Genomic DNA, 24,555 nt, shown 5'->3' on the forward strand with positions numbered 1-24,555 from the left:
ACCACGCCAGCCGGACGCGGACGCCCAGGGGCGCCGTGTCCGGCTGGCGTGCTGCCCGCCGCCGGCACGGACCGCGAACCGCGGCCGGGTTGTCCACAAGCGGGAGCGGACCCGGTTCCCACTGGCATACGCTTCAGACCGTGCCATCCCCTTCGCCCTCACCCACAGGCCCTGACGTTCCAGCCGCCGCCTTCGAGGAGATGCTGCGCGCGGCCAGAGCCCTGCTCGCCATGCGGCACCCGCTCGACGCCGAGCTGGCCTTCAGTGAGCTTCTGGGCACCTGGTGGGGCGAACGGCTGCCCGGGGTGGACGTCGAGCGGCTGCTCGGAGAAGGGCTGATCACGCACGCCACGGCCTCCGGGAAGCCGGCCGGGCTGGGCGTACTGGCCGCGATCACGGCGCTCGGCACCTCCGCCTCACGGCGGGAACTGGCCGAACAGGGCATGATCGCCCTGCGCGAGCGGGGACTGCAGGCCCCTGCCTGGGCGTCCCAGCTGGGCGCGGTGACCCCGGTGTCCGTGTACGTCAGCGGCGACCGGTTCGGTGACATCGACGACGTCGTGTGCGTCTTCAGCCGGGACGCGCCCGACAGCAGCGGCGCGCTGCCGCCCGAACACGCGCTGATCCTGGTCCTGGACCACAACAGCGGCGGGCTGCTGCGCGACACCTGGGTCACCACCAAGGTCGACCTGCTCCTCAAGAAGTGCCGCGAACGCGCCGCGAACGACGACTTCGCCCGGTTCGACCAACTGGAGCTGAGCGAGGCCCGGACGCTGCTCTCCCGCGCGCTGGAACGCACCGAACGGGTCGTGACCGGTGCCGCCGCCGACCCCTCCGCAGGACCCGCGGTGGAACCGGTGGGGGTCTCCTCCGCCGATCTGACCGGGGGTTCACTGGCGGCGCACTTCGCGTTGGCCGCCTCCCGGGTCCAGCGGCTCCCCCACCCGCCCGAGGGCGTGCCCGCCTCGCCGGTCCCGGTGTGGCGGCGCGACCGGCGCGCCGTCCTCGCCGCCCGCTTCCTCTCCTCGGACCAGGCCGCCGAACTCTCCGACTCCTACGCGGCGAGCCGGTGCGCGGACCACATCATCGCGCACGGCTGCGACGTGGACTCCGGTCGACCGCTCCGGGTGAGCCCGCGCAAGGTGGAGTCGTTCCTGCTGCACTGGCTCCCCGGCCGGGTGGTGCTGCTGCCCGAGGAGCAGGAGGCGATGCCGCACGTCCTCGCCGCCTGGGTCCGCTGGGCCGGCGCCCGTACCCAGCTCCCCGAAGTGGCCGTCGGCGCGACCCTGGACGCGGTCTGGGAGACCACCTCGGCCTTCGCGAAGACCTACCGCGACCCGGCCCGCCCGCTCGGCCTGCGCCAGGAGGCGGTACGCCGCCTGCTGCCCGACGGCGACTTCGCGTCCCTGGCCCGGCGGATGTTCGCGTTCCCCCTGCTGGCCAGCGAGATCGTCACGGGCGCACCGGAGGAGTTCGCCCCGGACACCTCGAAGGGCCGCCGGGCCCTGCTGCGGCTGGACCACTACGGCGAGTACGACGCCGCCACCCCGCACAGCGGCCGCCACCACTCCACCGGCCAGGACCGCTGGTACCGCCCGGTCACCGGCCTGGACCCCGAGCGCGAACGCGAACTCGACCGCCACGAACGCCTCGCCAAACGCCTCTGGGACGGCCGCCCCGCCAACCTCTGGGCCGCGGCCCGCCGCATGCTCGACCGCGGCCAGGACCGCCCCACGGTCCTGGCCACCCTCACCGAGGTCCTGTTCAGCGCCACCAGCGAGAGCGACCTCCGCCGCCGCCTGGACGCCCTGTAGGCCCCGGTCCCGGCAGAACCCCGGGTCCGGGCCTGCTCGCTGAGATGGCGAACTCCGCTCCGGCGGCGAAGACCCGGTCGGGCACGGCCGCGCGGGGGTTCCGGCCGGGCGGGCGGGCCGCCGAACGGATCCGAAAGACCTCCGGGCCGCGTGGTGTCCGTGGACTCCTATGTGCCCGGCGACGATCTCCGAGCGGGTCAGACGAGCAGGCGGTCCTTCAGCTGGTCGAGGGTGCCGCCGGAGAGCTTGAGGCCGTCGACGACGTAGTTGTCGAAGGAGCCGTAGAGCTCGTCGACGTGGGTGAAGGCCGTGTCCAGGTAGTCGGCGCGGACGCGGGTCATCGGCTGCACGTCCTCCCAGGGCAGGCCGCTGTGCTGGGACAGCTGGCGCATCCAGTGGTCGGTGTTGGCCTGGCGCTCGTTGCTGGTCAGGTAGTCCTCGGTGACCGCCTCGCGCTCCACGCCCAGGAGGGTGAGCAGCAGGGCGGCGCCCCAGCCGGTGCGGTCCTTGCCCGCACTGCAGTGGAAGACCAGGGCGGTGGGTCCCTTGGCGGCGCGTTCGACCAGGTCGCGGTAGCCCTCCAGGGCCTCGGCCTCGGAGACCAGTTCGCGGTAGACGCCGAACATGAACCGCTCGGCCGCCCCGTCGCTGAACATCGCGCGGGCCTGTTCGGGGTCGGCGAGCGTCTCGACGAAGTTCGCCCCCGCGGCCTCGGCGTTCTGGACGCCCACGGCGGCGTACTCGGCCCCGTCGGGGACCAGGTCGGGGAGGCGGTCGCGTTCGTGGTGGGTGCGCAGGTCGATCAGCTGGCGGATACCGAACCCGTTGTACACGGGCAGGTCCTGCTCGGAGATGGTGTGCAGGGCGTCGGACCGGTAGAGGAGACCGTCGCGCACGGTGCGGCCTTCCCTCGTGCGGTGGCCGCCGAGGTCACGGAAGTTGGGGGCGCTGGGGAGGAGGAAACCGTCATTCGTCACGACGGCGACAATACCCACCGCCCCGGTGCCCCGTCACCACACGGTCCTACGTCCGGGTGAACACTCAGCCCGCGGTCTCCCGCATGGCCTCGATCTCGGCTCCCGCCTCCTTGACGTCCTTGGCGGTGTCCACTCCGCGCCAGAACCCGTCGATGCGGTAGGCGGTCAGCTTCCCCTCCTTGGCCAGGTCGGGGAAGGTCGAGGACTCGTGGTCGCCCTTGACCGGCAGGAGCGGGGTCAGGCCCGGCTCGAACAGGTAGACGCCCGCGTTGATCCACACCGGCAGCAGGGGGCTCTGGGTGAAGCCCTCGATGCGGTCGTCCCCGTCCACGTCGACGATGCCCCAGGTGGTGCGGAACTGGGCCAGGGCCAGGGTGCCGAGACCGCCCTTGGCGCGGTGGCGCTCGGTGAGTTCGTCGAGGGGGAACCAGGTGAGCACGTCGCCGTTGAGGGCGAAGTACGGGGCCTCGGGGTCGCGCAGCCCGGTGGCGGCGTAGCGCAGGGCGCCGCCGCGGCCCAGCGGCTCGTCCTCGACCAACAGGGTGATCTCGGGGCCGCCCCGACGGGCTTCGAGGTGTTCGCGCAGGACCTCGGCCTTGTAGCCGCAGGAGACGACGACCTGCTCGACTCCGTGCGAGGTCAGCCACTCCAGCTGGTAGTCGATGATGGGCCGTCCGGCCACCTCCACCATCGCCTTGGGGCGGGTGTCGGTGTAGGGCCGCAGCCGGGTGGCCTGTCCGCCGGCGAGGATCAGTGCCTGTGTGACGGGGGACGCGGAGGATGAGGGTGCAGCGGTCATGTACTGGACAGTAGCAGGGGGCGGGGTCGGGAGTCCCTAGCTCTGTTGGGTGGCATCGGAGTAGGCCTTGCGGACGTCCTCGCTGGTGACCACGGTCAGCTCGGCCGCCGTGGCCGCCTCCCCCACCTCCTGGGAGACCCGCAGGTCGCGGTGGGAGCAGGCCCGCTCGTAGAGGGAGCGGGCGAAGCGCCCGTTGCCCAGCTCGTCGATCCACCCGGTCCGGCACACGTGGGTGAAGATGCTGTGCAGGTCCTCGCGTGCGGTCTCGTCGAAGACGTCACCGGTGCGGGCCGCCACCGTGTCCGCGATCTCGGACAGCTCGTCGGGGCTGTAGGACGGGAACCGCACGCGCACGTTGAAGCGGGAGGACAGTCCGGCGTTGGAGGCCAGGAAGCGGTCCATCTCGTCGGTGTAGCCGGCGAGGACCACCACGAGCCGGTCGCGGTCGTCCTCGGCCCTCTTGAGCAGGGTCTGGATGGCTTCGGACCCGAACGCGTCGCCGCCGCTGTACCCCGGGTTGACCAGGGAGTAGGCCTCGTCGACGAACAGCACGCCGCCCAGGGCCCGGTCGACCAGGCGGTTGGTCTTGACGGCGGTCGCACCGAGGTGCTCGCCGACCAGGTCGGCGCGCTGGGCCTCCACGACCTCGGCGCGGCCGAGCATGCCCAGGGCGGAGAAGACCCGGCCGAGCACGCGCGCGACCGTGGTCTTGCCGGTGCCGGGCGGACCGGTGAAGACGAGGTGGCGCATCGGCGGCTGGTGCGGCAGGCCCTGTTCCTCCCGGAGCCGGGCCACCCGCAGCTGCGCGACCAGGGAGCGCACCTGTTCCTTGACCGGTTCGAGGCCGATCATGCCGTCGAGCTCGGCCATCGCCTCCTCCAGGCCGGGCGACTCCCCGAAGCCGGGGAGGCGGGAGGTGAGTTCGGTGTAGGCGGTCTCTACGTCGGCGGTGAGCACGGTGACCAGAGCGTCCGCGCTGGGCCTGGGTGCCGGTCCGTCGCCGTTCACCCCGGAGGTGACCACACGGACGTCGCGGGCCTGGGAGGCCTTCTCCACCATGGAGCGGGCGAAGCGGCCGTTGCCGAGTTCGTCCACGGCCTCGCGCTGGACGGTCTGGTCGAACCTGCGCCGGAGCGTACGGGCCGCGTCCGGGTCGAGGGTGTCCCCGCGCTGGCCGACGAGGGTCTCGGCGATCCGGAAGAGCTCGGCGGAGGAGTAGCTGGGGAAGCTGATGCGGGTGGCGAACCGGGAGGCCAGACCAGGGTTGGAGGACAGGAAGGCGTCCATCTCCTTCTCGTACCCGGCCAGGATGATCACCAGCTGGTCGCGGTCGTCCTCGGCGCGCTTGAGCAGGGTCTGGACCGCCTCGTTGCCGAACCGGTCGGCCTGGCCGTCGCCCTCGTTGACCAGGGAGTAGGCCTCGTCGACGAACAGCACACCGCCCAGGGCGCTGTCGATGAGCTCGTTGGTCTTGATGGCGGTGGCGCCCAGGTACTCACCGACCAGGTCGGCGCGCTGGACCTCCACGACCCGGGAGGTGGGCAGGAGGCCGAAGGAGTGGAAGATCGTGGCGAGGGTGCGGGCGACGCTGGTCTTGCCGGTGCCGGGCGGGCCGGAGAAGACCAGGTGGCGCAGGGGGCGTTCCACGGCGAGCCCGGCGTCGGCGCGCAGGCGGGCGGCCTCGATGGAGGCGGCGATCCCCCGGACCTGCTGTTTGACCGGGTCGAGGCCGATCATGCTCTCGAGTTCGGCCAGGGCCTGGTCGACCGGGACGGGTTCCTCGTCCGCGTCGGTCCCGTCCTCGGCGGCCCTGCCCCGGCCGGGCGCGTTCGAGCCCCGGCCGCGCAGGCCGCGGAGCCCGCTCCCGTCGCCGGGGACGTCGCCCGTACCGGACCGCTTCCCCGACGGATCCCCCTGCGGTGGTCCCGCCGGTGACCTGGAGGTGCTGTTGCGCCGCTTCTCCTCGTTCTCCCGGCTCTCCTTGGCCACCTGCCCGGAGGCGGCCAGCCGCCAGATCAGGCAGGCGCCCGCGGCGACGTAGAGCGCGGCGATCCCGGCAGCGGCGGGGAAGGGCTCGACGACCATGCCGAACAGTGCCACGGAGAACCCGACGATGAGCCCGGCGGTCAGCGACAGCAGGGCGGTGTGCCAGGCGGGGAACTCGCGGGCGCGACCCGCCGCGAGGACCACCAGGAGGGGCAGCGGCAGGACCAGCAGGGTGACGGGCTCGGCTGTCAGCGGGATCTGGAAGAGCGGTACGGCGATGACCAGCCACGCCACCGACACCACGACGGTGAGGAAGGAGTCGAAGGAGCGCATCAGGGCCGAGAACGCCACCAGCAGCAGCAGGGTGGCGAGCAGGACCCGGAACACGGGCACGCTCAGCACGAAGGCGACGACAGCGACCACCGTGAGCAGGACCAGCGCCGCGACCAGGCGTCTTCCGACCGGGGTCCGGTGGTAGACGGCGCGTAGGCGGTCCAGTCCCGAGGCGCGGCCGGCCTGCGCGGCGGCGGTGGAGCGCGTTTCGCGCGTCATCCGTAGCCCCTTCCTGCGTGGGGGTCGCGTGGTCGGCCCGGGACGGACCGGGGTCGGAGGGGACCGACGCCCGCGGCGCGGCCGCAGACCAGTCAACAGCCTTGCCCCAAGTGGGGCCGGATGTCCAGTGCGGGGCGGCGTGTCGCGGGTCGCCCCCGGGGTGCCGCGGCGGGTCCGGGGCCGTCCCGCGAGCGGTTCAGAGCAGCGGGATCTGACCGCCGGGTGCGGGGCGCACCCGGCGCAGGTGGCTCCATCGCGGCAGGTCGTCGAGGTAGGCCCAGCTCATCCGGTGCTGCGGGGTGGGGCCCACCTCGGCCAGGGTGGCCCTGTGCGTGGGCGAGGGGTAGCCCGCGGCCTTCTCGAAACCGTAGCCGGGGTGTTCCTCGGCGAGCTCGGCCATGAGGGAGTCGCGGCGCACCTTGGCCAGGATCGCGGCGGCGGCCACGCTCACACAGGTCAGGTCACCCTTGACCTGGGTGCGGACCCGCCAGGGGCGGCCGATGAAGTCGTGGCGGCCGTCGAGGAGGACCGCGTCGGGCCGGGGCTCCAGCGCGTCCAGGGCCCGGCGGGCGGCCCGGTGCAGGGCCTCGGTCATGCCGACCTCGTCGATCTCGGCCGCCTCGGACCAGCCGAAGGCGTGGTCGGCGACCCAGGGCTCGATCTGAACGGCGAGCTCGCGGCGCCGCTTGGGGGTCAGGCGCTTGGAGTCGGTGAGCCCGGCGGGCGGCTCACCCTCGCCGGGGACCGCGGCGCAGACCAGGAGGGGTCCGGCCCAGGCCCCCCGGCCCACCTCGTCGACCCCGGCCACCACGCGCGCGCCCGCGGCGCGGAGTTCGTTCTCGACATCGAAGGTGGGCGCGGGCGGGGGGTCGCTCTTCGTCGCACGCCGGCTGGCGCTGTTCTTGGCGGAAGCGGTGTTCGCGGAAGTCATCGTGGGCACGCCACAACCCTAGATCGGCTGGGTGACCTTCCGTGCCGGTTCGGCCGAGGAACGGGACAGGCGCAGGGAGACGAGCAGTGCGGCGGCGGTCGCGGAGGCGGAGGCCACCAGGAGCGCGGGCTGGCCGATGAGCGCCAGGAGGGCGCTGCCGAGGGCGAACCCGGCGTTCTGCGAGGCGAAGGCCCACGAGAAGTACCCCGCCCGCTGGTGTTCGGGGACGACGGTGTCGATCATGTGCGAGCGCAGGCCCAGGAGTGCGGCGACGGGCAGGCCGCTCAGGAACAGGGCCAGGGCGGCGAGGGGCAGGGGCGGCGAGGCCGCCAGGAGCAGGCAGCCCGCGACGAGCAGGGTCACCGCGCCGACTGCCCACGCGGACTCGCGGCGCCCGGGTGCGCGGGCGGCGTCGAGGTAGCCGCCGACGACACTGGCCAGGGACAGGAAGAGGAAGACCACCCAGGCCGTGCTCACGTCGTGTCCGTAGGCGACCACCAGCGCGGTGGCCCCCACCTCGACGGCGGCGAAGTAGAGGCCGATGGCCAGGCCGAACACGATCCAGGACACGGCGGCGGTGTTCCAGCGGAGCCGGTGGGCGCCCTTTCCGGCGGCCGTTCCCCCACCCGCCCCCTCGGTCGTCCCCCGGCCGGTTCCGGCGCTCCCGCCCGCGGGGACGGGCAGCGCGGTCAGGGGGACCGCGACGGCGGCGACCAGGCTCAGGAAGGCGACGGCCGCGATCGGCCCGAGCGGGTGGATCGGGCTGGTGGCCGCCACGACCAGCGGGGCGAGGAAGATCAGCAGGTCCATGAAGGTGACGTCCACGGTGGAGGCCGCCCGGCCCGCGCCCTCGGGGACGGTTCGGGTCAGCAACGAGCGCACCACTCCCCCGGAGCCCGCGACGACGGTTCCGGCCAGCGCGGCGCCCAGGCACCAGGACCAGACCGGCAGGCCGCCCCCGACGGCGGCCCAGACCGCCGACCACAGCAGCCCGTGGGCGCCCATCTGGACGGCGAGGACCCGGTTCGGTGACCAGCGGCCGACGATCCGCGCGGCGACCGGGGTCGCGGCGAGCATGCCGACCACATGGCAGGTGGTCATGAGTGCGCCGGTGTCGATCCGGCCGGTGACGAGCAGGCTCGTGGTGGTCGCCGCGACGGCGACCATGAGCGCGGGTGCGCGGCACAGGGCGGCGACCAGGGAGTAGGACCAGAAGCGGCGGGAGGTGAGCGTGCTCTTGAGGGGTGAGTCCATACGGTCATCGTAACGGTAGGATGAGACATTCTCCCGTTACATGGAAGGATCGGGGAATGACCTCGGAACACACGACGGAGCACCTCCTCCGGGCCGCACTGCGCCTGGTGGCCACCCGCCCCGTGGACCTCTGGCCGGAGGAGCTGCTCTCGCTGGAACAGCTCGGCCCGCCCGCACCGGCCCAGGGGTCGGCGCGGGACCTCGCCGAGGTCCGGGAACTGCGCGACCGCCTCGCACCGCTGGTCCTGGCACCGGACCCGGCCATGGCCCCCGCCGCGCTGTCCGCACTCGCCCGGGAGTTCGCGCTGACCCCGACGGTGGACTCGCTGAACGGCCCGCTCCGGCACGTGAGCCCCGACCCCCGACCGGTGGCACGCGTGGCCGAAGCCCTGGTCCCCGCGATCATGCGCGCCTGGGAGGCGGGGCTGCTCGCCCGCGTGCACACCTGCGGGGCGAACGACTGCGACACCCCGTTCCTGGACGCCTCACCGCGGGCCAACCGGGACTACTGCTCGGACCGGTGCGCCACACGCACCCGGGTCCGCAGGCTCCGGGTGCGGGCGGCCTCGCCCGGGCGCCCGGCCCCGGCTCCGGACGACGGGGACTGAGGGACCGGGAGAGCCCTCGCGGTGCCGCCGGAGCCAATCCGCCGGGTTTTGTGCGACTCACCGGACGTGACAAGCAGTCATGAGCCGTGACTTTCGGTAGTTTCCGCTTGTTGGAACCGCCGTGCCGGCTCGCCCGGGAGGAATGGACATGCAGCGCACCCAGCCGAGGACACGGCCGAAAACCCCGTCGAAACCCCCCTCTCGGTCCGCAGCGAAACCCCGGAGCCACCGGGCCAAACCCTCCATCCTGCGCGGCCGCCTCCACGACGTCGTCTCCGCCGCCACCAGGGTGGGCGTGGGCTGGGTGTTCGCTGAGTACGGCCTGGCACTGCGCGGCCGGGAGACCGCGGTCGCCGAGCGCCTGTCCGACGCCGGAATGCCCGCCGCCGCCTTCGCCGCGCCGCTGCTCCCGGCACTGCTCGTCGCTCTTTCGGTGTCCTTCGCCGTGGGTCTGCTCACATGGCTGACCGGCCCGCTCCTGGCCCTGTCAGCCGTGGTCGGAACCCTCACAGCCGGAGCCGCACACCTGTCCCCGTTCGGCTCCTGGGGAGCGACCGCGCTGGTCACGGCGGTGTGCGTCCTCATGGCGGTGGGTGGCGGACGCTGGTCGTGGGACTACCTGGTCCTCTCCCCCCGCCCCGTCGTGCCCCGACCTGCCCGGCGCCGGGCGCCATCGACGACACAGGGGAAAGCTCCTGCTATTTCACCCCGTCGCCCCGAACACGCCCCACCACTGCTCTATCCTGTGGAACAGGCCGCACTACGACGGCCGTATCGACTGTGACGCGGCCTGTCGAGGCCCCCGACCGCCCTCGGGCCCGCGTCACCACGACCCGGATTCGGTGGGGGGAACGCCATGTCCGCCTCAGCTTCCGGCCAGAACCCTGACGGGTCCGTGGCCAAGCTGATCGAGATCGCCGAGAAGCCGACACCGGCACAGCGGCTGATCAGTTGGGCCTCACGCCCACCAGGTCGGCTCTACATCCCCGCTTGCGCGGTGATCGGACTCGTCCTTCTCTTCGAGGACAGCATGCCCGCGGGGCACCTGCCCACGTTCGTGATCGGCATGGGCGGTGGACTGCTCCTGGCCGGGATGGGCGCCCTGCGCCTGGGGATCGCGCTGGCCGTGGCCCGTCCGATGATCCGCTACTACTGGCTGCGCTGGGTCTCCGCCCCGCTCATCGCCTTCGTGGCACTGGGCCTGGCCGTCGCCGACGTGCCCCTGCAGATGCGTGTGCAGGCCTCCTCGGAACAGCTCCTGGAACTCCGCGACGAGGTGGCCGACCCCACGACCATCCCCCGCAACGGCGAGCGGACCGGCCTGTACTCACTGCGCAGCGTCTCGGTGACCGACGACGTCACCCACTACGAGGTACAGGGCTCCGGCCTGTTCTACCCCTCGGGCCTGGCCCACAGCCCCGAGGAGCTCCCCGTCGGCGTCTTCGTGCCCGGCCAGGGCTCCCGGATCTACGAACACGTGGCCGACGACTGGTACGTCTGGGTGGACCACTGACCCGAACCGGCCTCCGCCCCCGGCGGACCGGTGCGGTGCCCGGGGCGGTGACCTTCACCCGACCCCGGGCACGGACTTCTTACCCGGCTCTTTGCCGGGGGCTGTCCCACTCCAACGTGACTCTCACCCTCGGTGTGTAGAGATGGTGGCGTACCCCCGGGAGACACCCCTCGAGGTTCTCCCCCCAGGCAGCGCCGCCCATCCGAGGAGAGATCCCATGCGCGAGTTCGTGCTCACCCTTCACCTGCGTCTCCACGACTCGATCACCGCGCTGCGCCGCGCCCACGCCGTGGGCGACGACGACCTGGCCTCCACCCAGGCCGGTGAGATCGAGGACCTGGTGGAGATCGCGGCCCGGCACGGGATCGACATCGCCGGCTACGCGGCCCTGTCCCCCACCGGCTGAGCCCCGGCACCACCGGTGGAGGATCCTCCCCCGTACACGCGAGGGCCCCGCGACACTCGTCGCGGGGCCCTCGCACGGTCCACCGTTCCGGGCGGGCGTCCGGCGGAACCGGACCGGCACCCGACGGGCACCAGAGGTCAGCGACCCCGGCGTCCGCCCTGGTTGCCGCCGTAACCCTCGCCGCGCTCGAACTGCTGTCGCATCGCGGCGTCCTGCTGGCCCTGGTACTCCTCGGCCATCTGCTGCTGGCGGGCGGCGGCCGCGGCCACCGACCCCTGCGCGTTCTCGAAGGCCTCCTGCGCCGCCGAGGCGCCCAGCGAACGGCGCGAGGAGCCGCCCCCGCCGTTCATCACCTGCGGCAGCAGCTGGGCGGTCAGCAGCGTGGACAGCGCCGAGCTGTCCCCCGAACCGGCCTCGGTCTGCACCACGACCGGACGCGGCGCGCGCTCGGCCAGTACGGCGCCCACGTCCAGGCGGCGACGGGCCAGCTCGTACTCCAGCACCGCCCGGTTGTCCCGGTAGGCCGTGGCCAGACGCCGCTGCGCCTTGGCCTCGTTCTCGGCGGCGACCAGGTCGGTCCGGCCGCGCGTCTCGATCTCGTACCGCACCCGCTGGGCCTCGGTCTCCTGCTCCTCCAGCATCTGCGCGACGTCCTTGCGCGCCTTGTTGAGGGAGGCGTTGACCTCGACGATCTTGGCGTCGCGGGTCTTCTTGGAGCGCTCGATGTCCATGAGCAGGGTGTCGATGCGGCGCTTGCGCGTGAGCTCCCACTCCTGCTCGTAGGCGACCAGCTCCTTGGCGACCCGCTCCCGCGTGGCCAGGTGCTGCTGGTACTGGCTGGGCAGCTGCACGTCCGGGATGTTGCAACCGGTGATGGTCACGCCGTACTTGAGCAGCTGGGTGTTGAGCAGACGGCGCATGTCCTCGACGTTCGACCCGCGCAGGTCGTAGGCGGACTCGGTGTTGACCATGCGGCTGCGCTGGCGGATGGCGTCCTGCACCGCGCTGGACAGCACCAGGTCGAAGTTGCTCGCACCGATGGTCGTGACGAACCGGTACGGGTCCTCGATCCGGAACTTCAGGAAGAACTCGATCGACTTCAGCGGCACGTTCTCACGGGTCGGGCAGGCCAGCACCGGAGCCGTGTACGGGATCTCCGTACGGGTGTCCACCACGAAGTCCACACGCGACCACGGGTGCCACAGGTAGTGGCGGCCCGGGCCGATGCTCTTGGCGAAGGCACCGTACTTGGTGAGGATGCCGGTGGTGCCCTCCTCGATCTCCACGATCGCGCCGCGCCACCACCACAGGCCCGCGGCCAGGACGCTGAGCACACCGACGAACAGGGTCGGCACCGCCAGGGCGCCGTAGGCGAAGTCCGCCACCGGGCCGCCGAGCGCGACGTTCAGCGACATCATCAGTGCGCTGCTGAGCGCGAACAGGCCGAACCAGACCAGGATGGTCCAGCGCAGGCCCCGGTTGTCGCGGGGGATGACGACCGGGACGATCGCACCCTGGTCGCCGCCGCGCAGCAGACTCGCGAGGTCTCCCCACGAGGCGAGGGACTCCTTGATGTTGGAGCCGCCTCCGGGATTGAAGGACTCACTCATCTACTGACCTCCCGGCTGCTGGCCCTCGGAACCCTGCTGCGACCACGGGGGCAGCGGCGGGTCCTGCGGGTTCTGGAACGGTGCGCCGGCGGGCGGCGGGGCGTCGACCGGGGCCCAGCCCGCGGGCGGAGCCGAGGACTCGGCGGAGGGAGCGTCGTCGGGGGCGGCCTCGGAGATGCGCTCGTCGATGGAGTCGTCGCTCACCGACTGGCGGATCTCCTCCACCAGGTCCTCGCCCGGGTCCTCCGTGGAGGGGCCGCGGCGCGCCGCGTCCTCGTCCTCGACGATGGCGTTGATCTCCTGCTCGCGGTCCGCGATACGGGCCTTGATGTCGCCCAGGCGCTCACGGATCGCGCTCATGTCCTCGTCGGAGAACAGCGCGGCGTCGGTCTGGCCGATGATCTCCTGGGCGATGCGCAGGTAGTCGACGCTCGCGCCGTCGCCCGAGCCGATCCGCAGGACCTGCGGGAGGCTGTCGGCCACCGACTCCAGCTTGTCCAGGAGGTTCTCCCGGAACCGGTAGTTGAGGATCTCCGGGGCCTCGGCGGCGCTGATCGCGCGGATGTCCAGAGCCTGGGCCTGGAGGAGCGCGGCGTTGGCGTTGGCCTCGGACTCGGCCTCCACGAAACGCTGCCGGGCGGTGGCACGCGCCCGGTTGGTCTCGCGTTCCAGGGCGGTGTCCATCTGCGCCTGGTACTGGGCGATGTCGGCCTGGATCGCGGAGAGCGTCTCGTTGAGGGTGGCGAGCTCCTTGTTCAGGTCGCCCTCGTTCTGCTCCTTGCGCAGCTGGAGCTCGTACTCGAAGGTGTAGGCGTCCTTGGCCACCCGCACCATCTCCGGGGCCGCCAGGTCCATCCGGTACTCCTGGCTGGAGGGCTCGGCGTGGGTGATGTTGGCGCTCGTGAGGACGACGATGCCGCCGAACTGGCGGTTCAGGGAGTCCAGGAGGGCCTGGGTGCTCTCGCCGACCATGTCGTAGATCGCCGAGGCCTCCTGCTCGTAGATGAGGCTGCGGGTGGTCTCGCTGATGGCGTTGTTGAGCTTCTCCTGGAAGCCCGGGACACCGCCGAGGGTGTAGACGAAGTCCGTGGCGTTCTCGATCTTGAACTGCACGAACAGGTCGACCGAGGCCTGGACGCCGCTCTTGGTGGGGGCGGAGCGGATCGGCGCGTTGAAGGGGTACTCGCGCGTGGTGTTGACGATGTAGGAGACGCGCTTCCAGGGGTTGAACAGGGTGACCCGCCCCGGCTGGAAGAGGTTCTCCATCTTCCCGAACCGCGTGACGATGGCCTGGCAGCCCTCCGGGACCATGACCATTCCCTGGCGCCACCACATGAAGCCGGTGACGGCGAGCGTGATGACCCAGTAGTGGAGACCGAAGAAGGGGTTCAGGAGGGGGTTGGCTCCGGTGGCCATGGCGGCGGCGGACACCGACACGAACCCGATGACACCGATGACCACCAGGGCGATCGCCGGAAGCATCGTGACGAAGGTACGCCCCTTGGGGATGACCATCGGACAGATGACGTGGACGGGACCGCCCCGGCCGCGCTCGTAGTAGCTGCTGTTGAGGGCCTCGCCCGCGTTGCTGAGCGAGGTGGTCTTCTGCTCGATGCGGGTGTCGACGGAGGCGCCCTGCTCGCGCGCGGCGATGAAGTCCCCCGGGTCGAGGCCGCCCTCCGAACTCTGACCGGACCGTTGGCCGGCCGACTGGCCGGTGGCCTGTTGGACTGCGTCGGTCACGGCCTGGCGCGGGTCGCCCCCCTGGGCTACCGCACTGGCCGCGCCGCGCACTGTCTGCGCGAACGACATAGGCATGCACTCCTCGTGACGAAACGTCGGGAACTATCGGCTTCGACGCCGCGTACTGTGTTCCGGTTCCAGGTCGGGACGGGAACGACGCACGAAAAAGCGGTAGTGGTCTGCGCCCAGACTGTCACGGACACCGTCCGAAACCCATGGGTCGTGTCCCGAGCGTGACGCGGAATCCGCCGCACGGTGACCGGAGCCCGGGCCACGCCCCGGACAGCCCTCCGCGCCGGAACACGCGTGCCGGATGGTGCCGCGTTCCGGGTGGGACTAACGTCGTTGTCACCGATTCGCGTCAAACGAGGAGTTCTCGATGCCCGCAGTACCCAGTGCCGTCCTGACCACCGCCGGCCTGATCGGCGGCTACTCGATGGCCCGGGCGACCGGCAACCGGCCCCTGGGCGGGGCGGTCCTGGCCGGGTTCGGCGCCGCGGCCTTCGAGACCACGCGCCGCAGCTCGGGCCTGGGCACCGCGATCGCGCTGACCGGCGTGTACGTGGCCGCCTTCGGCCTGTCGCACCCGCTGGCCAAGAAGATCGGCTCCTGGCCGGCGGTGCTGGGGGTGACCGCGGCGACCGCCGCCGTCGCCGTGGCGTCGGGGGACCGCTCCGGGGCCTGACCACGGACGCCCGGCCGGGGCGGACAGGCCCCGGAGGGGGTTCCGGCTACCGGCCGTGGATGTAGGCCTCCAGCTGGGCCCGGTCGTCCTCCAGGATCCGCAGACGGCTCTTGACCAGGTCACCGATACTGACGATCCCCGCCAGGCGGCCCTCCGAGGTCACGGGGACGTGCCGGAATCGGCGCACGGTCATGTTCTCGCTGACCTCCTCGACGGAGTCCTCGGGGGTACAGGTGACCACGTCGGAGGTCATGATGTCGGAGACGGGGGCGGACAGGAGCTCCGGTCCCCGGCGCTCCAGGTGTCGGACGACGTCCCGCTCGGAGGCGATACCGACGAGTGTGCCGTCCTCACCGGCGACGACGACGGCGCCGATGTTGTGGCGTGCGAGTTCGGTGAGCAACTGCGCGACGGTCGCCTCGGGGGCGACCCTCACCACCTCCGGGCCCTTGGCCCGCAGGATCGCGGCTATCAGCATGGAAACCACCTTCCACCGGCTGTCGCCGGGTGCCGAAGGATTACCCGCTCCCCTCCCCCGCCAACCACAGGTGTGGACCACGCGCCCCCGAAGGCCCCGACCGAAACCGCCCCGAGAGCCGCTGCGGAACGCTTCAGACGAGCCAGAGGGCGCTGCGGCGGTGGCGTCCCTGAGGCAGGGGCACCTCCTCGGCGGCTTCGGGGTCCAGCCTCCCCTCGGCCGTGTTGACCCGGACTCGGACCTCGGTGACCGCGCGGCGCAGGTTCTGGCGTTCACGGCGTTCCTCCACAGCGGCCCACTCGGAGACCCAGCCGTCGTCGGCCAACAGTCGGGCCGGCTCGTGGGTGCGGGAGCGACGGGTCACAGGGCGCGGGACCGGGCGGCGGCCCTCACGGCGGGCCGCGCGGAGTTCGGCGGCCCCGTAGCGCAGCTCGGTGGCGGTAACGGCGCGGAACAGCTCGAACCCGAGCCGTCCGGTGCGGGTGTGGTGAACGGTGCGTGCCATGGCTGCCTCCCGGCCCCAGGCTAACCGCGGTCGGGTGCACGGCAAAGGGGGACGGCCGGCCTCGCCGTCCCCCTCGGGCCGATCGCTTTCGGTCAGCTGCAGCCGCTGGTGGCGCCGCAGCCCTCACAGGCGTAGCAGCTGCCCGAGGGCCGCATCTTGGTCCCGCAGGTGATGCACAGCGGGGCGTCGGCGACGAACCCCTCGGTGCGGGGCACCTCGGCCGCGCGGGGTTCGGCGTGCTCCTCCCTCGGGGCGGCCGGGGCCTCCGTGGAGGCCGCCGACTGCGCGTACGACTCCACCTGCACCGCGGCCTGGGCCGGGTCCTCGCCGCTGACCTGGGCCTCGCGTTCGGAGGCGGACAGCACGCCCAGGGCGGCCCGCTCCTCGTAGGGCAGGTGGTCCAGGGCCAGGCGGCGGAAGATGTAGTCCACCACCGACTGCGCCATGCGGATGTCCGGGTCGTCGGTCATGCCCGCCGGGTCGAAGCGCATGTTGGTGAACTTCTCCACGTAGGTCTCCAGCGGGACCCCGTACTGGAGGGCGATGGAGATCGCGATGGAGAAGGCGTCCATGACCCCGGCCAGGGTCGAGCCCTGCTTGCCGAGCTTCATGAAGACCTCGCCGAGGCCGTCGTCGGGGTAGGAGCCCGCGGTGATGTACCCCTCGGCGCCGCCCACGGAGAACGAGGTGGTCTCGCTCGGCCGCTTCTTGGGCAGCCGCTTGCGGACCGGCCGGTGGACCTCGACGACCTTGGGCGCCTCCTTGTCCTCGGTCCTGGCCGTGGACAGCGGCTGGCCCACCTTGCAGTTGTCCCGGTAGACCGCCAGGGCCTTGAGCCCCAGACGCCAGCCCTCGTAGTAGATGTGCTCGAGGTCGGCGACCGTGGCCTCCTCGGGCACGTTCACCGTCTTGGAGATCGCCCCCGACAGGAACGGCTGGGTGGCGGCCATCATGCGCACGTGGCCCATGGGCTGGATGTAGCGGCGCCCCATGGCGCAGTCGAACACCTCGTAGTGCTCGGGCCGGAGCGCGGGCGCGTCCACCACGTGGCCGTTCTCCGCGACGTACCCGACGATCGCCTCGACCTGCTCGTCCTGGTACCCCAGGTTCCGCAGCGCCCGCGGGATGGCCTGGTTGACGATCTGCATGGACCCGCCGCCGACCAGCTTCTTGTACTTGACCAGCGAGAAGTCCGGCTCGATCCCGGTCGTGTCGCAGTCGAGCATGAAACTGATCGTCCCGGTGGGCGCGAGGAGGCTGGCCTGGGCGTTGCGCCAGCCGTGGCGTTCGCCGAGCTTGAGGCACTCGGCCCACTCCTGTGTGGCGGCCGCGTGGACGGGCTGCTCCAGGGCGCCGACGGTACGCAGGTCGTCGTTGGCGGCGGCGTGCTTGCGCATCACCCTCTTGTGGGCCTTCTCGTTGCGCTTGTAGCCCTCGTAGGGGCCGACGACCCCGGCCAGTTCGGCGCTGCGGCGGTAGGCGGCACCGGTCATCAGGGACGTGATCGCGGCGGCCACGGCACGGCCGCCGTCGGAGTCGTAGGCGTGGCCGGTGGCCATGAGCAGGGCGCCCAGGTTCGCGTAGCCGATGCCCAGCTGACGGTAGGCGCGGGTCGTCTCACCGATCTTCTCGGTGGGGAAGTCCGCGAAGGTGATGGAGATGTCCATCGCCGTGATGACCAGCTCGGTGAGGCCGGTGAACCGCTCGATGTCGAACGTGTCGTCCTCGCGCAGGAACTTCAGCAGGTTGACCGAGGCCAGGTTGCAGGACGAGTCGTCCAATGACAGATATTCACTACATGGGTTGCTTGCGCTGATACGCCCGGTTTCGGGGTTGGTGTGCCAGTCCTGGATGGTGCCGTCGTACTGGATGCCCGGGTCGGCGCACTCCCAGGCGGCCTTGGCCATGCGGTGGAAGAGGTCCTTGGCGTCGACGGTGGCGATGACCTCGCCGGTGGTGCGGGAGGTCAGCCCGAACTCGGAGCCGGTGTCCACCGCGCGCATGAAGGCGTCGGAGACGCGGACGGAGTTGTTGGCGTTCTGGTACTGGACGCTGAACATGTCGTCGCCGCCGAGGTCGACGTCGAAGCCCGCGTCGCGCAGGGCGCGGATCTTGTGCTCCTCGCGCGCCTTGGTCTCGACGAACTCCTCGATGTCGGGGTGGTCCACGTCCAGCACGACCATCTTGGCCGCGCGGCGGGTGGCGCCGCCCGACTTGATGGTGCCGGCGGAGGCGTCGGCGCCGCGCATGAAGGAGACGGGACCGGAGGCGGCGCCGCCGGAGGAGAGCAGCTCCTTGCTGGAGCGGATGCGCGACAGGTTCACACCCGCGCCGGACCCGCCCTTGAAGATGAGCCCCTCCTCCTTGTACCAGTCGAGGATCGACTCCATGTTGTCGTCGACGGAGAGGATGAAACAGTTGTGGACTCGGAGGTTGCCGGAGAGGTATTCACCGCTCTCGGTCTGGATGTCGTAGACCTTCATGGGACCGAGGTCCTCGATCCTGGCGATCTCCAACCGCTTGAGGTCTTTGGCAACCCGGCCCGGGCGGTCCAGGCTGCGTTCCAGTTTGTGGGCCTTGACAGGGTCGACGAAGCCGATCTCGGCATGGAAGAGCGCCCGGTCCCCCAGCGATTGGATGCCGAGGGCGCACAGATCGTGCCGGTTGGACCTGGGATCCGACTTGGTCCGCACACGGGAGAAGATCCCGAACCGCATCAGCAGCTTCTGGACCCCGCGGACCAGATCCGCGGAGATCATGTCCATGCCGACGAGGGTGGAACGCTCCCGGTCGGAGACGTAGCCCTCAGCTTGGAAGATGCTGCGTAGGTAGGCCCGGACCACCGGCAGAGGGGCGCTGAACAGGAATGGAGGTACCGCCATGTCGGTTCCGCGTGCCCGAAGCCCCCAGCGCGCCACGAAATCCTTCATACCGTTGCCGTAGAGCCGGGTGCGTCGGCAGTCCAGGCTCGTGTCCTGGGTCCGGACCTTGGTTTCCCTGCGATGGATGTCAGGGAACACCCGGTCCAGAGCACTGGTGACCCAGGTCAGCTCGGCCGGGGTCACGGTCATCGCTTCGATGGTGAGGGACTTGTTGGTTCCTTGGTACTGGCCGACGAAGCCGTCGGACTGAAGCCAACCCGCCAGCGCCGCTTCGGCTATGTCGCTCGAACGGATCTCGGCCTCTCCGAAGGAGTCCCTCCGGTGCCACTGAAGGCTGTCACCGGGTCCGAGTGACCCAGCCGGCACGAAACGCCCGGACGTGAGACTGGTTCCGCTGCTCTTCCACACCAAGTGGTCCGCGGTCACATCGAGGGTGTGCCCAGCCTTGGTGTGCAGACGGAGTACCTCCTTGACCCCGTTCTCCTTGGTCGCGACGATGCGGGTCAGCCCGTTGACGTCGTAGACCTTGGTTCCGACCGCGTCGTTCTCCACCAGTTCACCGATCGGCACGAGCCCCGCCGGAGTGCTGACCATCGCGCCGTACGGTTGACACGCGCTGACCTGCTGTTTCGCGGTGGTCCCCACGTTGAACCAGACCGGGGAGTTGAAGCTGAACATCTGGTGCGCCAGGGCGTACTTCAGCTCGTGGTCGAAGACCTCGGCGTCCTCGTCGGAGGCGAAGTAGCCGTGGGCGCGCCCGGTCGCGGTGTAGACGCCGACGACGCGGTCGATGAGCTGTTTGAGGCTCCACTCGCGCTCGGGGGTGCCGACGGCTCCGCGGAAGTACTTGCTGGCCACGATCTGGGTGGCGTTCACCGACCAGGAGGAGGGGAACTCGACCCCGCGCTGCTCGAAGTTGACGGTGCCGTCGCGCCAGTTCGTCATGACGACGTCGCGGAGTTCCCACTCGAGGGTGTCGTAGGGGTGCGTGCCCTCGGTCGTGAAGACCCGGTTGATCCTGAGCCCCTTGCGCGACCCCTTGTTCTTGCGCCCCGCTGGACTGCTCGCGGTCTCCGTCATGGCAACTCCCCGAAAGTACGTTCATGCGCGGACCGGCGGTGACCGCGCGGGCGTTCATGGGTGTTCAGGGTGGCAGGAGGACGCAGCGGCGTCCTCTGCCGTGCCTCCGCCCGCCTGGGGGCAGCTGTTCCGGCACCGCGCGGGCGCCGTGGAGCTACCCCGCGGAAGCAGTGGTGTCGACCGGGGCCTCGTTCTCGCGGTCCTCGCGCAGGCTGGCGATCTCCGCCTCGAAGTCGGCCAGGCTCTCGAAACCGCGGTAGACGCTGGCGAAGTGCAGGTAGGCGACCTCGTCCAGGTCTCGCATCGGCCCCAGGATGGCCAGGCCGATCTCGTGGGCGGGCACCTCGGCCACACCCCTGCCGCGGATCTCCTCCTCGACCTGTTGGCCGAGTTTGGCGAGGGCGTCCTCGGAGACGGGGCGGCCCTGGCAGGCGCGGCGCACCCCGGCGATGATCTTGGTCCGGCTGAAGGGCTCGGTGACCCCCGACCGCTTGGCCACCATCAGCAGGACGGTCTCCTGCGTGGTGAAGCGGCGCTCGCAGACGGGGCAGGACCGGCGGCGCCGGATCGCCGCGCCGTCGTCGGTGGACCTGCTGTCGATCACCCGGGTGTCCGGATGGCGGCAGAACGGACAGTGCATCCCGGTTCACCTGGCTTCCCTTGCCCGACCAACGCCCCTCGGGGCCTTCCCTGGGGTCTACTAAACCACAACTTCTGGATCGCATACCCCTGATTGACACCAGATGTTGTGGTTGAACCTAGGCGCCCGGACGGATGTCCGCAACCCTCTCGCCAGCGTGTCCCCATAACGGGGTCCGAGGACCGCGACCGGTCGGCGAAGGGGGGACCCGAGGAGGGGAAGTGGGGATGTGCGGTGCTGGGCACCGGCTCCAAGGATAAGGGCGCCGGAGCACGCGACTCCCCGGGCGCCACACCCCGCCGCTGGCCGAATCCTCCCTCCGGACATCCCTCTCCTGCGACTCCTCTCCGGGCAACCCGGCACCGACGACGCGTGGGGCGGCCGGGGCGAGACGAACCCCATACCCGCCGGGCCCCGGGAACCCCCGAAACCCTCCTTGAACCTCTTCCCGCATTCGGGGGACAACGACGGGTGAACACGTGTACACACATATGTGGAGGCCGCCGGAAAACAGGGCTCGAAAACACAAAACAAAATCCGCGCGCGACCCCGAGCACCCGTTCTCGAACGCTTGTTTGATATCACCGTGCGCAACGACTAATGTTGACCTTGATTTCACGCCGGTTTCGCCGTCCCGTGGACCACCAGGTCGGCGCGGTCGGACCCGGTGGCTGGCCACACAAGCAGGCCCTGACCGAACCGAACGCCGAGGAGGCCCGGCCGTGCCGGAGGAGAACCCCGGAGCCGTCGGCTCCGGACCCACCACTGTTCTTTCGCCCGTAGGTGACACGGGGACAACCGTTCCCGACGCCCCCAAACTCACCGCGCGCCAGCAGAGTGTCCTCAACTGCATCCAGCGTTATGTCCGGGAACGGGGTTACCCGCCGTCCATCCGGGAGATCGGTGACACGGTCGGCCTGTCCAGTCCGTCCAGCGTGGCGCACCAGCTCAAGTCGCTCCAGCGCAAGGGCTACCTGTACCGCGACCAGAACCGGCCGCGGGCGGTCGAGCTGCGCACGCCGGGCCGGGACACGACGCAGAGCATCACCCCGGAAGAGCTCACCGCCGACTCCACCCGGGCCGCCTCGGTGCCGCTGGTCGGCCGGATCGCCGCCGGCGGTCCGATCCTGGCCGAGGAGGCGGTCGAGGACGTCCTGGCGCTGCCCCGGCAGCTGGTCGGCGAGGGCCGCCTGTTCATGCTCACCGTCGTGGGCGACTCGATGGTCGACGCCGCGATCACGGACGGCGACCTCGTGGTGATCCGCCAGCAGCAGGACGCGGAGAACGGCGACATCGTCGCCGCGATGCTGGGCGACGAGGCGACCGTCAAGGTGCTGCGTCGCGAACCGGACGGGCACGTCTGGCTGATGCCGCGCAACGACGCCTACGAGCCCATCAACGGTGACGAGGCGACCATTCTCGGCAAGGTCGTCACGGTCATGCGCCGGGTCTGAAACCGCGGTCCCGCTCCGTGTGCGCGCACACGGAGCGGGACCGCGCACGTCCGGGGCGGGGGCGGCGGGCGGGCCGATACGCTGTGGGCGTGTCGACACCTGCCTCCTCCGCCGCCCCCAGCACCACTACCGCCCCCGCGACCGGCCGCGCTCGGACCGCACTGGTCGCGGCCCTGGCCGCCGGCGCGCTGCTGGTCACCGCCTGTTCGCCGACCGACGGCGAGGACGGTCCCGGTCTGCCCGGCCGGGCCGGGGACGAGCGCGAGGTCTCCTTCGAGGGCGGCGGGTTCGCGGTGTCCGGTACCTTCACCGCCCCGGCCCGGACCGACGACGGCACGGTCCCCGGGGTTCTCATCATCTCCGGCAGCGGCCCCACCGACCGGGACGGCAACGGCCCGGGGCGCCCCGAGGCCGACACCAACCTGAACCTCGCCCGGGTCCTGAGCGGTGCGGGCGCGGCCTCACTGCGCTACGACAAGTTCGGCAGCGGCGACCCCGCGGAGATGGACGACGCCGAGCTGGAGGCCATGGAGCGCTCCGTGGACCCGAGGGTCTACGACGAGCAGATGGCGGCCGCCTACGCGGAGCTCGTCGCGCAACCCGAGGTGGACCCCGAGCGCACCGTCGTCCTGGGCCACAGCGAGGGCGCACTGTTCGCCCTGCGCGCCCACGAGGTCCTCGACGCCGAACCCGCGCTCGTGCTGGCCGCCCCGCCCGGCACCCGCATGCTCGACCTCATCGACCGGCAGGTGACCGAACAGATCCGCAGCGCGGAGGCCCAGGGCGCCGTCGGGGAGGTCGGCGCCGCGGAGATGCTCTCCGACGTCCGGGCGGGGCGGGCTGCGATCCGCGCGGGCACGGAGCTGCCCCCGGACGACACTACCGGCCTGTTCGACGAGCAGAACGAGGCCTACCTGGCCTGGATCGACGCCTTCGACCCGGTGGAGCTGGCCGAGGAGCTGCCCGCGAGCACCCCGGTGCTGGTTCTCTGGGGCGACGAGGACGCCCAGGTCAACGAGGAGGAGGTCGACCTGCTCATGACCGGCCTGAGCGGCGCGGAGCGGGTGGACCTGCCCGGTGTGGACCACATCCTGCGTGAGTACGACGACTCGCCGGGGGCCGTGGCGCTCGACGCCGACCGCCCCTTCGCCCCCGCGGTCGCCCCGGCCGTGGAGGATTTCCTCGACGGCCTCTGGTAGGCCCTCAGGCCCGGGGCAGGCCCCGGCCCTGAGGAGCGGCCGCTAGTCGTCTTCGGGCGCGGGAAGCTGCTCGACGACGGACCGGGCGAGGCGTTCGGCCTCATCGGCGGCGAGGTCGCCGTCCACGGAGCGGACGGCGTCGTAGTCGGTGGCCGCGGTGTAGCAGGACTCCGCGTACAGGTTGGAGACGCGGACGGCGACGCAGCCCACCTCGAAGGTGCCGTCCTCGACCCACCGCAGGGCCTCGTCGCCCAGGTCCTCGACCGGCTGGGCGCCGTTGCCTTCCGCGGTGGAGCGCAGGGTGTCGGCGGCGACGTCCTCACCGCCCTCCACCGGGGCGGCGACCAGGACCAGGGTGGCGGCGGCCGGCACGGAGTCCCCCGAGCCCTCGGGGGTGGCCCAGCGGCACTGCCAGCCCGTCCCGAAGGTGTCCTGGACGGTGCCGACGGTCTCCTCGATCTCGGTCTCGTAGCCGGGCACGAGTTCGTCGAGGACCTCGGTCTCCCCGATCCCGCACTCGGGTGCGGCCTCGAAGTCGCCGCTCTCCGCGCCGTTGCCCAGCAGGTACCAGACGAGCCAGCCGGCGAGGGCCAGTACGGCCACGACCAGGAGCGCCAGGAGGGCGACGGCCAGTCCGCGGCTCTGCGGCGGTGTGGCTCCGGGATCCTCGGCGTGCTCACCGGGGCCGCTCGGACCGCCCGGGCCGCCCGGGCCGCTCGGGCCGCTCGGGCCACCCGGGCCGTCCGGGCCACCCGGGACCGGGCCGGGGTAGGGCGTGCTCACAGGACCTCCCCGAGCTGTTCGGCGAAGGCCACGGTGGTCTCGCGCGCCTCGTCGAAGGGCACGGGGTCGCCGTCGTCGACCCCGCTGTAGGCGACGCGGACCAGCAGGTTGTCGGTGTGGAAGGCGAGTTCGGCCGTACCGGGGACCTGGCCCCGCCAGACCTCGACCTCGTCTCCGGTCTCCAGGACGACGGCCTCACCGCGCGGCGGAACCACGGCGCTCCGGGCACGGGACGCGAACTCGTCACCGGTGACGACGGGTTCGGCGGAGGCGTCGGTGAAGCGCGCGGACAGGTCCACGCGCAGGACGCCCTGCCCCGTGCCCGTGTCCGCTTGGTCCTCCCCGTCCGGCCGGCCGGCCGAGGTCCACACGCACACCGTGCTCTCCCCGCCCGCCAGGGGGCCGCTCTCGGCCGATTCCAGGACGGCCCCGGGCAGCGCCTCGGCGATCGCCTCCTCGGGGACCACGCCGCACTGGGGCGCCGCGGTGTGCGTGTCACCGCCGTGCGGTTGGTCGGGGTCGTCCCCGGCGAGCCGGAGACCGCCTCCGACGGCGGCGGCGGAGAGCACCACCGTGCCGACCACCACGATCACGGCCCGTACCCAGGGTCGGGGTCCAGCACCCGTCGCAGAGCCCACCCGGCCACCGCCTCCCAG

At 71.6% G+C, this 24,555-nt stretch carries 21 protein-coding genes; 8 read left to right on the plus strand and 13 right to left on the minus strand.

The window, feature by feature from the left end:
* Window positions 1-200: 200 nt before the first annotated feature.
* On the plus strand, window positions 201-1,814 hold the full coding sequence (locus tag D458_RS0122990; RefSeq protein WP_017589088.1) for a hypothetical protein: 1,614 nt from the start codon (window positions 201-203) through the stop codon (window positions 1,812-1,814).
* Between the two features lie 197 nt (window positions 1,815-2,011).
* Here D458_RS0122990 and D458_RS0122995 read toward each other — a convergent pair whose 3' ends face one another.
* The 5 genes from D458_RS0122995 to D458_RS0123015 form a co-directional block, all read right to left on the minus strand.
* On the minus strand, window positions 2,012-2,809 hold the full coding sequence (locus D458_RS0122995; RefSeq protein ID WP_017589089.1) for a tyrosine-protein phosphatase: 798 nt from the start codon (window positions 2,807-2,809) through the stop codon (window positions 2,012-2,014).
* A 46-nt stretch (window positions 2,810-2,855) separates the two neighbouring features.
* Complete coding sequence (locus D458_RS0123000) at window positions 2,856-3,590, minus strand: nucleotidyltransferase family protein (protein ID WP_017589090.1); 735 nt, start codon at window positions 3,588-3,590, stop codon at window positions 2,856-2,858.
* A 36-nt stretch (window positions 3,591-3,626) separates the two neighbouring features.
* Window positions 3,627-6,128, minus strand: coding sequence for an AAA family ATPase (locus tag D458_RS0123005; protein ID WP_026119601.1), 2,502 nt, complete (start codon window positions 6,126-6,128; stop codon window positions 3,627-3,629).
* Between the two features lie 196 nt (window positions 6,129-6,324).
* Window positions 6,325-7,059: a ribonuclease HII gene (locus D458_RS0123010; RefSeq protein WP_051049766.1), complete on the minus strand. Its 735-nt coding sequence runs from the start codon at window positions 7,057-7,059 to the stop codon at window positions 6,325-6,327.
* An 18-nt stretch (window positions 7,060-7,077) separates the two neighbouring features.
* Window positions 7,078-8,313 carry an MFS transporter gene (locus tag D458_RS0123015; protein WP_017589092.1) on the minus strand — a complete coding sequence of 412 codons (1,236 nt, stop codon included), beginning with the start codon at window positions 8,311-8,313 and terminating at the stop codon, window positions 7,078-7,080.
* 56 nt (window positions 8,314-8,369) lie between these two features.
* On the opposite strand from D458_RS0123015, the gene D458_RS0123020 reads away from it, so the two are divergent.
* The 4 genes from D458_RS0123020 to D458_RS0123035 all read left to right on the plus strand — a co-directional run bounded on the left by D458_RS0123020 (window position 8,370) and on the right by D458_RS0123035 (window position 10,840).
* Entirely contained in the window at window positions 8,370-8,921 is a 552-nt protein-coding gene (locus D458_RS0123020; RefSeq protein WP_017589093.1) for a CGNR zinc finger domain-containing protein, read from the plus strand.
* Window positions 8,922-9,063: 142 nt separating this feature from the next.
* Window positions 9,064-9,705, plus strand: coding sequence for a DoxX family protein (locus D458_RS35730; protein ID WP_394296596.1), 642 nt, complete (start codon window positions 9,064-9,066; stop codon window positions 9,703-9,705).
* A gap of 72 nt (window positions 9,706-9,777) precedes the next feature.
* Window positions 9,778-10,434, plus strand: coding sequence for a hypothetical protein (locus tag D458_RS0123030; protein WP_017589094.1), 657 nt, complete (start codon window positions 9,778-9,780; stop codon window positions 10,432-10,434).
* Between the two features lie 217 nt (window positions 10,435-10,651).
* Window positions 10,652-10,840: a hypothetical protein gene (locus D458_RS0123035; RefSeq protein WP_017589095.1), complete on the plus strand. Its 189-nt coding sequence runs from the start codon at window positions 10,652-10,654 to the stop codon at window positions 10,838-10,840.
* A gap of 137 nt (window positions 10,841-10,977) precedes the next feature.
* Here D458_RS0123035 and D458_RS0123040 read toward each other — a convergent pair whose 3' ends face one another.
* Both D458_RS0123040 and D458_RS0123045 read right to left on the minus strand, forming a co-directional pair.
* A complete protein-coding gene (locus tag D458_RS0123040; protein WP_017589096.1) occupies window positions 10,978-12,450 on the minus strand; it encodes an SPFH domain-containing protein in 1,473 nt (490 codons plus the stop codon).
* On the minus strand, window positions 12,451-14,262 hold the full coding sequence (locus D458_RS0123045) for an SPFH domain-containing protein (RefSeq protein ID WP_017589097.1): 1,812 nt from the start codon (window positions 14,260-14,262) through the stop codon (window positions 12,451-12,453).
* Window positions 14,263-14,572: 310 nt separating this feature from the next.
* Between D458_RS0123045 and D458_RS0123050 the strand changes: the two genes are divergently transcribed.
* Window positions 14,573-14,878, plus strand: a complete 306-nt coding sequence (locus D458_RS0123050; RefSeq protein WP_017589098.1) for a hypothetical protein — start codon at window positions 14,573-14,575, stop codon at window positions 14,876-14,878.
* A gap of 46 nt (window positions 14,879-14,924) precedes the next feature.
* On the opposite strand, the gene D458_RS0123055 is transcribed toward D458_RS0123050, so the two are convergent.
* The 4 genes from D458_RS0123055 to nrdR form a co-directional block, all read right to left on the minus strand.
* Window positions 14,925-15,356: a CBS domain-containing protein gene (locus D458_RS0123055; protein WP_017589099.1), complete on the minus strand. Its 432-nt coding sequence runs from the start codon at window positions 15,354-15,356 to the stop codon at window positions 14,925-14,927.
* Between the two features lie 133 nt (window positions 15,357-15,489).
* Window positions 15,490-15,861, minus strand: coding sequence for a hypothetical protein (locus D458_RS0123060; protein WP_017589100.1), 372 nt, complete (start codon window positions 15,859-15,861; stop codon window positions 15,490-15,492).
* 92 nt (window positions 15,862-15,953) lie between these two features.
* Window positions 15,954-19,823: a vitamin B12-dependent ribonucleotide reductase gene (locus tag D458_RS0123065; protein WP_017589101.1), complete on the minus strand. Its 3,870-nt coding sequence runs from the start codon at window positions 19,821-19,823 to the stop codon at window positions 15,954-15,956.
* Between the two features lie 154 nt (window positions 19,824-19,977).
* Window positions 19,978-20,463, minus strand: coding sequence for a transcriptional regulator NrdR (gene nrdR, locus D458_RS0123070; RefSeq protein WP_017589102.1), 486 nt, complete (start codon window positions 20,461-20,463; stop codon window positions 19,978-19,980).
* Between the two features lie 722 nt (window positions 20,464-21,185).
* On the opposite strand from nrdR, the gene lexA reads away from it, so the two are divergent.
* Window positions 21,186-21,917 carry a transcriptional repressor LexA gene (gene lexA, locus D458_RS0123075; RefSeq protein ID WP_017589103.1) on the plus strand — a complete coding sequence of 244 codons (732 nt, stop codon included), beginning with the start codon at window positions 21,186-21,188 and terminating at the stop codon, window positions 21,915-21,917.
* An 83-nt stretch (window positions 21,918-22,000) separates the two neighbouring features.
* On the plus strand, window positions 22,001-23,116 hold the full coding sequence (locus D458_RS0123080; RefSeq protein ID WP_017589104.1) for an alpha/beta hydrolase family protein: 1,116 nt from the start codon (window positions 22,001-22,003) through the stop codon (window positions 23,114-23,116).
* A gap of 42 nt (window positions 23,117-23,158) precedes the next feature.
* On the opposite strand, the gene D458_RS0123085 is transcribed toward D458_RS0123080, so the two are convergent.
* Window positions 23,159-23,899, minus strand: coding sequence for a hypothetical protein (locus tag D458_RS0123085; RefSeq protein WP_394296597.1), 741 nt, complete (start codon window positions 23,897-23,899; stop codon window positions 23,159-23,161).
* A complete protein-coding gene (locus D458_RS0123090) occupies window positions 23,896-24,492 on the minus strand; it encodes a hypothetical protein (protein WP_017589105.1) in 597 nt (198 codons plus the stop codon). The genes D458_RS0123085 and D458_RS0123090 overlap by 4 nt, the downstream gene beginning before the upstream one ends.
* Window positions 24,493-24,555: the final 63 nt, after the last annotated feature.

The sequence above is a fragment of the Nocardiopsis ganjiahuensis DSM 45031 genome (assembly GCF_000341085.1).
In the GTDB taxonomy this organism is placed as follows: Bacteria; Actinomycetota; Actinomycetes; order Streptosporangiales; family Streptosporangiaceae; genus Nocardiopsis; species Nocardiopsis ganjiahuensis.

Excerpts from the sequence above, each read along its gene's own strand:
- D458_RS0122990 (WP_017589088.1), top strand. The coding sequence starts at position 201 with ATGCTGCGCGCGGCCAGAGCCCTGCTCGCCATGCGGCACCCGCTCGAC.
- D458_RS0123000 (WP_017589090.1), bottom strand. The coding sequence starts at position 3,590 with ATGACCGCTGCACCCTCATCCTCCGCGTCCCCCGTCACACAGGCACTG.
- D458_RS0123005 (WP_026119601.1), bottom strand. The coding sequence starts at position 6,128 with ATGACGCGCGAAACGCGCTCCACCGCCGCCGCGCAGGCCGGCCGCGCC.
- D458_RS0123010 (WP_051049766.1), bottom strand. The coding sequence starts at position 7,059 with ATGACTTCCGCGAACACCGCTTCCGCCAAGAACAGCGCCAGCCGGCGT.
- D458_RS0123015 (WP_017589092.1), bottom strand. The coding sequence starts at position 8,313 with ATGGACTCACCCCTCAAGAGCACGCTCACCTCCCGCCGCTTCTGGTCC.
- D458_RS0123020 (WP_017589093.1), top strand. The coding sequence starts at position 8,370 with ATGACCTCGGAACACACGACGGAGCACCTCCTCCGGGCCGCACTGCGC.
- D458_RS35730 (WP_394296596.1), top strand. The coding sequence starts at position 9,064 with ATGGACATGCAGCGCACCCAGCCGAGGACACGGCCGAAAACCCCGTCG.
- D458_RS0123030 (WP_017589094.1), top strand. The coding sequence starts at position 9,778 with ATGTCCGCCTCAGCTTCCGGCCAGAACCCTGACGGGTCCGTGGCCAAG.
- D458_RS0123035 (WP_017589095.1), top strand. The coding sequence starts at position 10,652 with ATGCGCGAGTTCGTGCTCACCCTTCACCTGCGTCTCCACGACTCGATC.
- D458_RS0123040 (WP_017589096.1), bottom strand. The coding sequence starts at position 12,450 with ATGAGTGAGTCCTTCAATCCCGGAGGCGGCTCCAACATCAAGGAGTCC.
- D458_RS0123045 (WP_017589097.1), bottom strand. The coding sequence starts at position 14,262 with ATGTCGTTCGCGCAGACAGTGCGCGGCGCGGCCAGTGCGGTAGCCCAG.
- D458_RS0123050 (WP_017589098.1), top strand. The coding sequence starts at position 14,573 with ATGCCCGCAGTACCCAGTGCCGTCCTGACCACCGCCGGCCTGATCGGC.
- D458_RS0123055 (WP_017589099.1), bottom strand. The coding sequence starts at position 15,356 with ATGCTGATAGCCGCGATCCTGCGGGCCAAGGGCCCGGAGGTGGTGAGG.
- D458_RS0123060 (WP_017589100.1), bottom strand. The coding sequence starts at position 15,861 with ATGGCACGCACCGTTCACCACACCCGCACCGGACGGCTCGGGTTCGAG.
- D458_RS0123065 (WP_017589101.1), bottom strand. The coding sequence starts at position 19,823 with ATGACGGAGACCGCGAGCAGTCCAGCGGGGCGCAAGAACAAGGGGTCG.
- nrdR (WP_017589102.1), bottom strand. The coding sequence starts at position 20,463 with ATGCACTGTCCGTTCTGCCGCCATCCGGACACCCGGGTGATCGACAGC.